This window comes from Collinsella tanakaei (assembly GCF_021531055.1).
GTDB classification, from domain to species: Bacteria; Actinomycetota; Coriobacteriia; order Coriobacteriales; family Coriobacteriaceae; genus Collinsella; species Collinsella tanakaei_B.
This window is the reverse complement of sequence record NZ_JADYTL010000002.1, coordinates 95930-108508: the sequence shown is the minus strand read 5'-3', so window position 1 is coordinate 108508 and position 12579 is coordinate 95930. Positions and strand designations below refer to the sequence as shown.

Sequence of the window (12579 nt, the reverse complement as noted above, 5' to 3'; positions counted from 1 at the left end):
GAACGCTGCGTAAAGGTTTCCAAAACACGCGGGGGAGCTCGCGACGGCGGAATACAATGGGAACAGCCAGACGACCTAGGGAGGCAACATGCTCTGCCCTCACTGCAACCAGCCCATCTCCGACGATGCGAGATTTTGCCCGGCGTGCGGAGCCAAGCTCGACGACCCCAGCTCCGACAAGGCGCCCGCATCTCCGACGCCCCCTGGCCCCAAGCGGCGCGTGTTGCCGATCGCCGTGGCGGTAGCGGTCGTGGTCGTGCTGGTCGCCGCGCTCGGCATTTTCGTCGTCCTCCCCATGGTCTCGGGCGGTTCCGGTGGCTCCGGTGGCGGCGCGGGAGCGTCGGGCGGGCCGGCGTACTACAGCGCCCTCGACCCCGATAAGTACAGCCTGCAGGAGGCCCAGCTCGACCTCGACGACTGCTATGAGTTCGAGTTCCCGCTCGACGACGGCATCGACATGACCTTCGACAGCTTCGACCAGATCGGCAACACGAACCCCTACGACGCCGTGCGCGTCTACACCGACAGCTCGTTCTCGCACGAGTTCCCGACGACGGTCTCGATGTTCGAGAGCGACGACGGGGAGAACGCCCTCTACGTGTCGCCCGCCGACCCCCGCGTGCGCGACGAGAACGGCAACGACACCGACGCGATCGACATCTTCCACCTCGACGATGCCGAGTCCGACGAGTTCGTCCCGCTCGGGCGCTGGTACGGCTTCGGCGGCTACTACCTGGTCCGCTACATAGGCTCGGACGGCGAGAAGCTCGACAAGCCCGAGGTCACCTACTTCACGGTCGCCAACGACGTCGACAAGGACGAGGACGCGCTCGCCGAGCCGGATAACGTGCAGATCAGCGTGACCGGGACCGGCACGCTCTCGGTCTCGTGGGACCCGGTCGAGGGGGCCGACCACTACGAGGTCTACCTGTCGGCCGTTGACGAGACGTCGACGAGCTCCCTCGACCGCTACATCTACGACCTGCTCGCCTCGACGCAGGACACCTCGATCGACACGGCCGACTACGACGCCGATTCCGCCGAGTTCAACCAAATGATGCAGGACGACGGCGTCGCCGGGACCTTCCAGCAGAACAGCCGCTTCGACGAGCTGCTCGTCGGCGAATCCGAGGACGAGATCCTCGAGAACCGCCAGGACGCCGCCGCCGGGCAGCAGGGCCTCGAGGTCGCCGACTACGTTCCCAACGCCGAGCACGTCAAGGACGCGTCCGTCTCGGTCATCGCGGTCGGCCCCGACGACGAGCAGTCGCCCTTCGACTTCCGGAACATAAACGACCTCCTGGGCAGGATGCCGATTGACTCGGCGACCTACACCGCGCTCATATACCAGGGATCGGACACCGAGCCCGACCAGGCCACCGACCCGGTGGGCTACATGAAGTGGCGCCTGTTCGAGTACGTCTCCATGGCCGACGGCACGGTGGGCATCCAGCGCCTCCAGCTCGACTACGACAACGCGCGGACCGACAACGAGCACCTCACGTACGGCCCGGACGAGCAGCACCTCACCACGGGCAACGTCGACATGTACGTGATCCCCTACACGGTGCCGGGCACCGCGCTCTCCGGTGAGCTGGGCGTGCTCGCACCGTACTGGCCGGGCGGTATCGAGTCGGTCAAGCAGGCGGCCACGCAGGCGCTCGACGAGCTCCAGCGCGAGAACTCGCCGTCGGGCATCCCCACGCGCATCGACGCCGAGGACGGCATCGATTGGGACGCCGTCCAGGCGAGCCAGCAGCCCTCCACTACGATGCCCGACGTGCCCTACGAGGTCAACGCCTCCTCCGACCTCGTGCGCTACATCGCGGCCAACCTGCTCGCGGGCAACACCTTCATCGACGTCACCGACTACGCCAACGCGGCCGGCACCACGAACGTCGCGGACGCGCTCTTCGAGGCGTGCGCCCAGAACCCGCTCATCTTCAACGGCAACCCCACCTACCAGGTGACGCGCCGCGACGGCAGGATGCTCCTCACCGTCACCAGCCTGACCCCGTGGGAGCAAGTCAACGACCAGGACGTCCTGAACGAGCAGCGCCAGCAGGTGAGCGACAAGGCCGACGAGATCGTCGCGGATATCATCGACGACGGCATGTCCGACGCCGAGAAGGTGCGCGCCATCAACGACTACATCGCCGAGAACCTCTGGTACAACTACGACGCCATCAGCTCCGGGAGCTTCTCGATGGACGCCGCGACCCAGGACCCGTCCACCGTGCGCACGCTCATCCTCGACGGCGGCTCGATCTGCTCCGGCTACGCGCAGACCTTCAAGCTCCTCGCTGACCGCGCCGGGCTCGAGTCGGTGTACGCGTCCGGCAACGTGCCACCGCAGCCCGGCGTCTACGCGACCGACCACGCCTGGAACCTCGTGAACATCGACGGCAGCTGGGTCGTGGTCGACCCGACCTGGAACGACCCGGGCGACCAGTCCAACACCACCTCGTCCGACGAGTACCTGATGCTCGCCCAGGACGACCCGGCGCTCCAGGGCCGCTCGTACAATTCGTCCTGGATGGCCGACACGCTGCTCTCCGACTACATCGACCCAAGCCTGCTCTCGGCCTGATTGAAGCCCCCTGCTTGCGGACGGGCAAGCGGGCATCGGGGGTGCGCGATAACCGGGGCGGTATGTCGCGCGTTTGCAGGTGGGTGGTCGCGCAACAGGCTGTTTCTTGTGCGGCGCGGGGCTGCTCGGGACAATGGGCTTGCAAGAGAAGCCGAGGCAAACCCCGAGCAAGGAGGACCCCATGCCCATGAAGGACACTATCGCGACCATCCGCAAGGAGGCGGGTATCACGCAGGAAGAGATGGCGCGCCGACTCTACGTGACGCGGCAGGCGATAAGTCGCTGGGAGCAAGGTGAGACGACACCCGGGATCGACATGGTCAAGCTCATCTGCGTCACCTTCGGCGTGCCGCTCGAGCGCTTCTTCGACATGCCCATGAGCTACTACTGCCAGTGCTGCAGTATGCCCATCCCCGACGAGGAGCTGCACGGCACCGAGGCGGACGGCTCCAAGAGCGCGGACTTCTGCAAGTACTGCTACGACCACGGCGACTTCACCGCCAAGGGCATGACGATGGACGAGTTCATCGAGGCCACGGCCCCCATGGAGGCCAAGGCCCTCGGCGTCTCCCTCGACGAGGCGGTGTCGCTCATGGCGACGCTACTGCCACACCTCAAGCGCTGGCGTGAGGTAGCCGAAAACGAGGAGACCTACGGCGAGGAGGCTCGTGCTGCCTACGGCGACGAGGTGGTGGACGCCGCCAACGAGAAGTACGTGGCAATGGGCGAGGCAGCGCACCTGCGGGCCGACGAGCTCGAGCTCGCCATCAACGAGCAGCTGCGCCGCGCGATGGAGACGGGGGACCCGGCGGGCCCGGAGGCGCGCAAGCTCGTGGCGATGCACGGCCACTGGCTGCGCATGTACTGGCCGGATGGGCTCTACACGCCCGAGGCCCACAAGGGCCTGGCGGACGGCTACGTCTCCGACGAACGGTTCCGCGCCTACTACGAGAAGGTGGCGCCAGGAGCGGCACAGTTCCTGCGCGACGCGATTTACGCGTGCGCGTGACCCGTGTCGGGGCGCCAAGTTTGAACCTGGCACCAACTTGTCGCCTTCTGACAAGTTTGTACCTGGCACCAACTTGTCTTCGTGATGGGAGAGCTGCCCGGTTTTCTGGGCAAAAGCGGATTCGGTCTCAGTGCCGTGGAGTACGAGCAGATCAACGACGAGATGCGCCGGTTCGTCGAGGATGAGCCCAGGTGCTATCTCGTGTCCGCCGAGGGGCTGTCGTGCAACCCCGACGGCATCCACACCGACGCCGTGTCGCAGCGCCGCTTCGGAGTCCGCTATTTCCGTGCGTTCATGGAGTGCCGCAACGTGACCTCCGCCCTTCCGGATGAGGACGACCAGCTTGACGCGTGCATCAACCGGCATGTTCTCACGCGGGCCGAGCAGCTGAACCTCGATATGACCGCCTTCGCCCAGAGCCGCATGGACTTCGCGGAGCTTGCGGCGAAGCTGAGGCCGTCAGCGTAGGTGACAGGGTTGGACTTGGCACGAACTTGTCGCGAAGAGAATTGGGGCGGGGCGTGCACTTGATACCGGCTTGTCGCTCAACACTGAAGTTCAGAAGATGGCTGGTCAGAGGTGGTAATATGCATTTTCTGCATATTACCACCTCCTGCAGTCTCGATTGATGCACATGTATTTGGCATCGGGGGCAGTTGTCTCAAATAATGCGACAACTGCCCCCGATAGGGTGGCAAGCTGGTACTTGGAGCCAATCTGCTCCTTTACGCGACGAACTCTAAAGGGTCGGCGACGACGGGAGAATTCTCGTAAATGTTCCAAGGGTCCAGATCGATGCAGGTGGTCTCATCCCTGTTCCCGGAGATGTCCCAAGCTACAGTATCGTTAAGAACGGTAAGGGTATCGCGGAGCAGCTTCTCGTCATTCAGTTGCGAAAACACTCCCCCTCGAGCGATAAGAGGGCTCACGTCGACGTGATGAATCGATCCATCGGAAAAGTAGGCGAAGACCGTATGGTTGTCGCCAGGAATCGCCTGCACCACAGAGGGAATGTACTCCATGTGCTTTTACCTCCTGCATGAGCGGTGGAATCTGAAGGAGCGGTCGATCGGAGGCGACGAGTTCCCAGTTCTGCATGAGCTCATCTCGATGCAGCTCCGTCCACGCAAGAACGATTGTTGGTTTTATGGTACCCGATTGTTGCGCCGGGGTCTCGTGCAAGGGGAGGGCTGCGCTGAGATGGGGCTGACATAATTGAATCCGGCGCCAACTTGTGGCTTGGCAAGTTGGCGCACGTCCTATTGGTGATGTCTTTTGGAATATGGCTGGTCAGTTGAGTAATTTGCATTATCTGCAAATTGGAAACATTGACTGGAATCGGTCGGGGACCGACTGCCGTTGGCGGTCTCGACGGCATCGAATTCATAGGGCATCGGGTGAAGTTTCGGAGGCGACAGGTTTGAGTCTGGCCAATTTGTCAGAGGCTTCCGCCGTGCTTACCGGATGGCTGCACGGCGGACGGTGTTATCTGAACTAAATGGGTTGGATGGAACACGTCCCCCAACCAACCCAGCGACAAGATTGTACCTGGCCCCAACTTGTCGCTACAGCTCGCGCTGCTCGTAGAACTTGAGCGAGACGGCGGCGGAGATGCCGAGGATGATGCACGCGAGCGCGATGGCGACCGCCATGCTCGTCACCACGCCGACGGGCGTTTCGATGAAGGCGAACAGGCCCCGGACCGCGTCGGCGATACCGGCGAAGTTGTCGAGTCCGCCGGTGGCACCCAGGATGACCATGGGGCCGATGAACAGGAACACGGAGATCATCGGGATCCACTGGGTCGCCTTCGTCTGGCCCAGGCGGAAATAGACCGGCGTCTCGATGCTCGCGACGGCAGAGCCGATGATCGTGCAGACCGCGCAGGAGAACACCATCGCCTGCACGTTGTCCCGTGTGAGTCCGAGCGAGCTCGAGAGATCTCCCGGCAGCGGGACCACGCCGGCGATCAACGAGAGCGCGATCGTGGCGATGAAGCCCGCGAGCATGCCCAGAAGCCCGAGCGTCACGATGACGCCGTAGCGCCCGAGCACCACGTCGCGGCGGCTGATGGGCATGGTGAGTCGGTAAAGCCCCCAGTTGTTCTGCTCGTCGTATGCCGAGCCGGCGATGGTCCCCATGATGAAGTACATGCAGGTGAGCACACCGGGAATGGCGACGATGCTCTGCATGCCCAGGCTCGTGCACAAGCCGACGAAGATACCCAGGCCGAAGAGCTGACGGGCGTAGTCGCGGATAACGGTCATTTCAATCAGGTATGCGCGCTTCATCTATCGCACACCACCTTTCAGCGTCAGCGTCATGTAGTCGTCGATGGTCATGTGGTCGACGGGGATGTTCGGGAACTGCCGCGCGAACGCGAAGCGGTCGGGAACGAGCAGGTCGATGCCGTAGTCGTGCCTGCGGTAGCGCAGCTCGCGCTCGGGGATGATGCCCGATGCGGCGACCGCCTCGAACTCCGCCACACGGCAACGGGCGATACCCATCTCGTCGGTGATCTCGTCCTTGGCAAGGTCGAACACGATGCGGCCGTCCTCGATGCACAGGACGCGGTCGGCGATCTTCTCGAGATCGCTCGTGATGTGGCTGCTCATGAGGACGGCACGACCGGGTTCCTCCACAAAGGTGCGCAGACGGTCGAGGATCTCGTCGCGCGCCATGGGGTCGAGTCCTGCCGTGGCCTCGTCGAGCACGAGCAGGCGGGCACCGTGGGAAAGGGCGCACGCGAGGCTGAGCTTCATGCCCATACCGCGCGACAGGTCCTTCACCTGCTTGTCGGGGGCAAGGCCGAACTCGCGCACGAGCTGGTCGAATACGTGCTGGCTCCACTGGCCGAACGCGCGGGCGTGCACGCGGCCGACGTCCGCCACGCACAGGTGGCCGGGCATCGACACGGTATCGAAGACGACGCCGATCTGCTCCTTGATGCTCGCGGCGGCGGTGCCGTGTGCGAGGTCGTTGACGTCGGTGCCCAGGATGCGGGCGATGCCGCCGTCGAGGGCGGTAAGGCCCAGGAGCGCCTTGATGGTCGTGGACTTGCCGGCGCCGTTCTGGCCGACGAACCCCACGATCTCGCCCTCATTCACGGTGAGGTCGACACCTTGAAGCGAGAAGTCCTGGTAGTGCTTGGTGAGTCCGTGCGCCTCGATGAGGGGTGTGCCGGAGGTGATATCGGATGCCATAGCTGACATGGCCGGTCCTTTCTTGCGGCGTTCGCCTGCGGCGGGCGCCTATTCCAGTTCGAGCGCGAACATCTCGGTGAGCTCGGTGTCGGTGAGCCCCATGGCGCGGCCGGCGTCGATCGCGCGGGCCATGTGCGCCTCCACTTGGCGGAGCTGCTCCTCGCGGATGAGCTCGGCGTTGCCACCGGCGACGAAGCTGCCCTTGCCCTGCACCGTCTCGATGAAGCCGGCGGCCTCGAGGTCGGCGTAGGCGCGTTTGGTGGTGATGGCGCTCACGCGCAAGCTGTTGGCGAGCGCTCGGATGCTGGGGAGCTGCTCGCCTTCAGCGAGCTCGCCCGAGAGGATCGCGGTTTTGATGCTGTCCGTGATCTGCTCGTAGATGGGCTTGCTGCTTGCGTTCGAGATGATGATTTCCAAGATCGGTTTCCTTTCGTGCCGCCCGGCAAGGCGTCCCTCAGCCGGGGTGCCGCGTCCACGGGCGTCCCCGTGCACGCGCGGGGAGGCGACTGACGTCGGCATCGCATCCCCTTGGGTATAGTGTATATACCAGACAAGCACAGTATATACTCACCTATACACAGGTGCAACCGACAACTTGGGGCCAGGTCCAATCTTGTCGCCCGCGTGGGCGACAAGATTGGACCTGGCCCCAAGTTGTCGGTTGCCGTTACAGCTCTTTGAGGTAGAAACGGTCCATGGTGGTGTGGACGGTGGGCACAGGCTGCTCGATACGCTGGTAACCGAGGCGCTCGTAGAGGTGGATGGCGGCGTCGAGCGCGGTGTGGGTTTCCAAGTAGAGGCGGCGATAGCCGAGCTCGCGGGCACGCGTTTCTACGGCACGGGCGAGGGCATATCCCAGCCCCTTGCCCTTGGTGGAATCTGTCAGGTAGATTTTCTGCAGTTCGGCGCATGCGTCCAACCCGGAAAACTCCGCTAGGCCGGCACCGCCCAGCACGGTGCCTGCGGCATCGGTCAGTATGAAATAGGCGCGGCGGTCTGGAGCGGCATCGTAGTAGGTGCTCAGATGGTCGAGCTCCGGGTCGAAATACGCCGTCCCAGGGATGTTCAGACGGTATGCCTCGAGATTCGCGCGTATGATGGCAGCGATGGCCGCGTCGTCGTCGGCCGTGATCTGCCGGATGATGATGATGTCACTCACGATGTGCTCCTGTGTGGGAAAATGGGGACTGTCCCTATTTTCCCACGATAGGAGAGGTTCATGCTCGGGCAGGAGTTTTCGGCCGACGGCGGAATCGTCCGCTATTGGACGTCATGCGGTCGCGCGAAAGCGCCGCAACTCGTGTTCCTTCCGGGACTTACAGCGGACCATCGGCTTTTCGACAAGCAGATCGAGCATTTCGTACCGCATATGAGCTGTCTGGTGTGGGATCCTCCCTCGCATGGATCGTCGCGACCGTTCAAGCTCGGATGGGGCATGGCCGATCTTGCCCAATTACTGCGCGCGATCCTGCAGCGTGAGGGATTCACGCAACCCGTGCTCATCGGGCAGTCGATGGGCGGCTACGTGGCGCAGGCGTATCTCGATTTGTATCCAGGTGAGGCCGCCGGGTTCATCTCCATCGATTCCTGTCCGTTGCAGCGCGCATACTACACGGCGGCGGAGCTGTGGGCGCTTAAGCACACGCGCGCAATCTACCAGTCGATTCCCTGGAAGATGCTGCTCGATATCGGCTCGCGCGGTTGTGCGACCAGCGCGTACGGGCAGAAGCTGATGCGTCAGATGATGAGCGATTACTCTAAACGGGAGTACATCGATCTTGCCGTTTGCGGCTACCGGGCACTTGCAGAAGCCGTACTAGCGGATCGGCCGTATCGAATCGACTGCCCCGCACTTCTCATGTGCGGCGATCATGACGCTGCGGGTTCGGCCAAGCGCTACAACCGAGCATGGGAAAGGCGCACGGGCCTTCCCATGAGATGGATCGAAGGTGCGGGTCATAACGCCAACACCGATGCGCCGGAGTATGTGAACATGCTGATCGAGCGATTCGTCGCGGATATCGGGTGACGATTGGCGTTGGGAAAATGGGGACTGTCCCTATTTTCCCGTTTTGTGTCGCATGACGCGCTTCTTGGGTGCGCGGGCGGCCTGCTCGGCCTGCTTGAGGCGTTCGACGGCGGCAAGGGCTTCCGCGCCGGGGTCGGCGGGTTCTCCAGAGGCCGCTTCGCCGCGCCGGGCGCGCCGCTTACCCGCAGCCATGCGCTTCAGCGCTTTGCGCTGCCCGCGGAAGATCAAAACGAGCGCGATGACGATGATGAGCGCGTAGCCGATACCGTCGAAATCGAAGTAGGCGATCGTCCCCTCCGGTGTGGTCTTCTGCACAAGGCCCATGTCGGCCCACGCGCAGGTGGGACAGATCCACATCGTCGCAGCTCCAGCAGCCGCGGCTTTCTCCAGCGTCTTGCCGATCATCGTGCTCCTTCGCGGCGTTCAACATGTAAAAATACCCCAGGGGTTATTTTACGCCTCGACAAGATGGCGACAAGATGGTGCCAGGTACAATCTTGTCACTGTCATGGCTTTGGGTCATGAGGCAAAATGGTGACAACTGAGCCGTTCTCATGGTTATGGAGGAGTTGGGTATGGGCGCGGTGCGCGTGTTGCTCGTCGAGGACGATGCCGATATCAACCAGATCGTCGCCACGCATCTGGCGCGGCATGGCATGGAGTGCACCCAGGCCTTCTCCGGCAGCGAGGCGCGGTTGCTCGCCAGCGGCGACGTGTTCCCGTTCGACATTGTGGTCTCCGATCTCATGCTGCCGGGTCTCAACGGGGAGGAACTCGTCTCCCTCATCCGCGAGCGGGATGCGCGCGTGCCTATCATCGTCATCTCGGCGGCACGGCGGCCTCCGACCGCATCGACCTGCTCAAGCTCGGGGCGGACGACTACCTCACCAAGCCGTTCGACCTTGACGAGCTCGTGGTGCGCATCGAGGTGCAGCTGCGGCATCGCGGGCTTGCCGGCACGGGTGGCGACGTAGCAGACGGCACGGCGAACAGCGAGTCTTCGAGTGCGTTGCGTTTCCGCACGTGGGAACTCGATCCGGAGGCGCGCACGTTTACGGTGGCGGGCGAGCCGGTGGAGCTCACGCGCATCGAGTTCAACATCCTCCAGGCGCTCATCTCCCATCCCAAGCGTGTCTTCTCCAAGCAGGAGCTGTTTGAGCGGGCATGGGGCGAACCGTACGCGGCCGACGACAACACGGTGAACGTGCACGTGTCCAACATCCGCGCCAAACTCAAGGCGAGCGGCACCGACAGCTACATCAAGACGGTGTGGGGCATGGGCTTCAAACTGCAGGAAGGCTGATCGGAAGCGGTTCGCCGCGCATCCTTTAACCTTTCTTAAACTTCAGATAAGACATGCTCAAAGGTCGCCTCCCATACTCATAGGCGACAAGCGGGAACGGGTGCCGACAACGGCGGTCCGCCCGCGGACGCAGCAGATGGGAGCAACCATGAACGTGATCGATATCCGCGGCCTCACCAAGCGATACGGGAAGGCCTTTGCCGTCGACCACCTGGATATGCAGGTGGCCCAAGGCGACATCTACGGCTTCGTCGGCAAGAACGGCGCCGGCAAGTCGACGACCATGAAGATGATCGCCGGCCTCACGACCCCGACCTCAGGCGAGCTCGCGCTGTTCGGCAGCGGCGAGACGGGCGCTGGTCGCGCCGGCAGCTTCTCGGGCGGGTCCTCGCGCATCGGCGCGCTCATCGAGGAGCCGGGCGTCATGCCCAACTTCTCCGCAGGCGAGAACCTCATGATGAAGGCGCTCGCGATGGGCGTGGTGCGTCCACGCGAGCGGGTGGGCGAACTGCTTCAGCTCGTGGGTCTCGAGGCGGCGGGTGCGCGCAAGGTCAAAAAGTTCTCGCAGGGCATGAAGCAGCGCCTGGGCCTCGCGCTCGCGCTCGTGGGCTCGCCCGACCTGCTGCTGCTCGACGAGCCGTTCAACGGCATGGACCCCGAGACCACGCGCGACCTGCGCCGCTCGCTCGTGAGGCTCAACCGGGAACGCGGCGTGACCATCGTCATCTCGAGCCACGTGCTCGACCAGCTCATGCGCGTGTGCACGCGCTTCGGCGTCATCGCGGCCGGTCGCATGGTGCGCGAGTTCACCGACGAGGAGCTGCACGCCACCTGCGGAAGCTCGGTGCGCGTGCGGACAGCCGACCCCGCCCGCGCACTGGCGATCCTCGAGGAGCGCCTGCCGGCCTCGACGTTTCGCGTGGAGCCCGATCAGGCCATCGTGATCGGAGGGGGAGCACGTCGTGCCACCGCGGCTTTCGGCGGTGCGGCGACCGACCCCGCGGCATCCGGTGCGCCGTCGGTCGAGGATGTCTCGCACATCCTGCACGAAGCCGACCAGGTGGTACTGGAGCTTTCGGTGCTCGAGCGCGATATCGAGGACTATTTCGTGGAGCTTATGGACGGCGGCGCCGGCCAGGTTGCCTACACGCCATCGCATATGCGAGCAGGGAGGTAGGACGATGCTCGACTGCCTGATCGACCTGCTCGTCGAACTCGTTCCCGCTTTGTTCCCCCGCCGCAAAGGAAGGTAAGACCATGCTGAACCTCATCAAATCCGACCTGTACCGCATCACCCGCCCGCGCGGCCTGCGCGGTAGCTTTTGGCAGTACGGCATTGCGATCCTCGCCGCCTATGGTATCGTCATGGCCCTGGTGGCCTTTGCGAACAGCCAGATGTATGTCGACATGACCGGCAGCACCATCGGCAACGTGGTGACCAAGACCTCGCTCACGGTGTATTTCGCCGACATGCTGAACGGCCTCGTGCCGCTTTGCGTGGCGTTCATGGTCGTGGAGCATTCCCTGGCCGAGTTCAAGTGCGGCTACATCAAGTCCGTGCTCTCGGCACGTTCGGGCAGGCTTTCATATATCGTCGGCAAGCTGCTGTTCGCGGGCGTGCTGTCCGCGCTGGTCATCCTGTTCGCCACCGTCGTCGCGCTGGCGTTTCTGCCGATCATGACAGCGGGTCATCCGGAGTTCGCCGCGTCGGAGGGTCCCGTCGAGGTCATCGGCTGGTTCCTGGGCTTTTGGCTCAACACCTGGGCGCTTTCCGCGTGCTCGCTCATCCTTGTGTATGCGACCCGCGTGAGCCCGGTGAGCTATATCGGCGCTTTCTGCTTCACCGCTTCGGTCGTGCCGCAGATGCTCATGGGTCTCGCGTATTCTTCCGGCGGTGTGCTGCGCTTCCTCGAGCCGCTGGCACCCGTCTTCGAGACGCTCGCCACATGGATGCCCTCCACCGCGCTCAACAACCTGAGCCAGGGTGGGCAGCTGTTCTTCAACGCGTCGATCGATATCTGGGGAGAGGCAAGCCGTGCCTTTACCGTCGACCCGGGTATTCAGGCCGTTCTCACAGGTATCATCTGGATCGTCGCCGCGGGCGCCGTCGTGCTCTTCATCTCCCGCAAGCGCGATATCTAGATGGCATGCGCGCCTGTCGGGCGTTTTACGGCCGCTCCGCGGATGCTGTGGCGTCTGCGGGGCGGCCGCTGCCGGGATTTTGGGATGTGCGGGATGGGTATCCGCTGTGACTGGACAATTTGTTCAGATATGAAGGTTTCTCTGGCGCCAAGCGGGGCTTCGCGCTCGATATGACGGTGTCCATATGAGAAAAATGGCGAATTCAAACGGACATATCATACAGAACGGCCAAAACAAAAGGGCTCATGACAATATTTACGGCTCTTTTGGCGGTCAGATGCGATCAGCCGCACTCCTGGACCT

The 12579-nt window shown here is 63.4% G+C and carries 14 protein-coding genes; 8 read left to right on the top strand and 6 right to left on the bottom strand.

The window, feature by feature from the left end:
- Nucleotides 1-88: 88 nt before the first annotated feature.
- From I6E04_RS02590 to I6E04_RS02580, 3 genes are all read left to right on the top strand, one after another.
- A complete protein-coding gene (locus I6E04_RS02590) occupies nucleotides 89-2590 on the top strand; it encodes a transglutaminase domain-containing protein (protein WP_235421610.1) in 2502 nt (833 codons plus the stop codon).
- Between the two features lie 187 nt (nucleotides 2591-2777).
- On the top strand, nucleotides 2778-3599 hold the full coding sequence (locus I6E04_RS02585) for a TipAS antibiotic-recognition domain-containing protein (RefSeq protein WP_235421609.1): 822 nt from the start codon (nucleotides 2778-2780) through the stop codon (nucleotides 3597-3599).
- 84 nt (nucleotides 3600-3683) lie between these two features.
- Entirely contained in the window at nucleotides 3684-4067 is a 384-nt protein-coding gene (locus I6E04_RS02580; RefSeq protein ID WP_235421608.1) for a hypothetical protein, read from the top strand.
- Nucleotides 4068-4324: 257 nt separating this feature from the next.
- Here I6E04_RS02580 and I6E04_RS02575 read toward each other — a convergent pair whose 3' ends face one another.
- From I6E04_RS02575 to I6E04_RS02555, 5 genes are all read right to left on the bottom strand, one after another.
- Entirely contained in the window at nucleotides 4325-4621 is a 297-nt protein-coding gene (locus I6E04_RS02575; RefSeq protein ID WP_235421607.1) for a DUF2442 domain-containing protein, read from the bottom strand.
- 543 nt (nucleotides 4622-5164) lie between these two features.
- Complete coding sequence (locus tag I6E04_RS02570) at nucleotides 5165-5890, bottom strand: ABC-2 transporter permease (RefSeq protein ID WP_235421606.1); 726 nt, start codon at nucleotides 5888-5890, stop codon at nucleotides 5165-5167.
- The gene (locus tag I6E04_RS02565) at nucleotides 5891-6811 is read right to left on the bottom strand and encodes an ABC transporter ATP-binding protein (protein ID WP_235421605.1); all 921 of its coding nucleotides are present in this window, start codon (nucleotides 6809-6811) and stop codon (nucleotides 5891-5893) included.
- Between the two features lie 39 nt (nucleotides 6812-6850).
- Nucleotides 6851-7219 carry a GntR family transcriptional regulator gene (locus I6E04_RS02560; RefSeq protein ID WP_204618117.1) on the bottom strand — a complete coding sequence of 123 codons (369 nt, stop codon included), beginning with the start codon at nucleotides 7217-7219 and terminating at the stop codon, nucleotides 6851-6853.
- Between the two features lie 250 nt (nucleotides 7220-7469).
- Entirely contained in the window at nucleotides 7470-7961 is a 492-nt protein-coding gene (locus tag I6E04_RS02555) for a GNAT family N-acetyltransferase (protein WP_235421604.1), read from the bottom strand.
- A 60-nt stretch (nucleotides 7962-8021) separates the two neighbouring features.
- On the opposite strand from I6E04_RS02555, the gene I6E04_RS02550 reads away from it, so the two are divergent.
- Nucleotides 8022-8831 carry an alpha/beta fold hydrolase gene (locus tag I6E04_RS02550; RefSeq protein WP_235421603.1) on the top strand — a complete coding sequence of 270 codons (810 nt, stop codon included), beginning with the start codon at nucleotides 8022-8024 and terminating at the stop codon, nucleotides 8829-8831.
- A 30-nt stretch (nucleotides 8832-8861) separates the two neighbouring features.
- Here I6E04_RS02550 and I6E04_RS02545 read toward each other — a convergent pair whose 3' ends face one another.
- On the bottom strand, nucleotides 8862-9236 hold the full coding sequence (locus I6E04_RS02545) for a hypothetical protein (RefSeq protein WP_235421602.1): 375 nt from the start codon (nucleotides 9234-9236) through the stop codon (nucleotides 8862-8864).
- Between the two features lie 170 nt (nucleotides 9237-9406).
- Here I6E04_RS02545 and I6E04_RS02540 point away from each other — a divergent pair, with 170 nt between their 5' ends.
- The 4 genes from I6E04_RS02540 to I6E04_RS02525 all read left to right on the top strand — a co-directional run bounded on the left by I6E04_RS02540 (nucleotide 9407) and on the right by I6E04_RS02525 (nucleotide 12276).
- Nucleotides 9407-9805, top strand: a complete 399-nt coding sequence (locus I6E04_RS02540; protein ID WP_235421601.1) for a response regulator transcription factor — start codon at nucleotides 9407-9409, stop codon at nucleotides 9803-9805.
- Nucleotides 9748-10134 (top strand): winged helix-turn-helix domain-containing protein, encoded by a 387-nt coding sequence (locus tag I6E04_RS02535; protein ID WP_235421600.1) that lies wholly within the window; start codon nucleotides 9748-9750, stop codon nucleotides 10132-10134. Before I6E04_RS02540 ends, I6E04_RS02535 begins: the two co-directional genes overlap by 58 nt.
- Before the next feature lie 148 nt (nucleotides 10135-10282).
- Nucleotides 10283-11311: an ABC transporter ATP-binding protein gene (locus I6E04_RS02530; RefSeq protein WP_235421599.1), complete on the top strand. Its 1029-nt coding sequence runs from the start codon at nucleotides 10283-10285 to the stop codon at nucleotides 11309-11311.
- Nucleotides 11312-11391: 80 nt separating this feature from the next.
- A complete protein-coding gene (locus tag I6E04_RS02525) occupies nucleotides 11392-12276 on the top strand; it encodes a hypothetical protein (RefSeq protein WP_235421598.1) in 885 nt (294 codons plus the stop codon).
- Nucleotides 12277-12579: the final 303 nt, after the last annotated feature.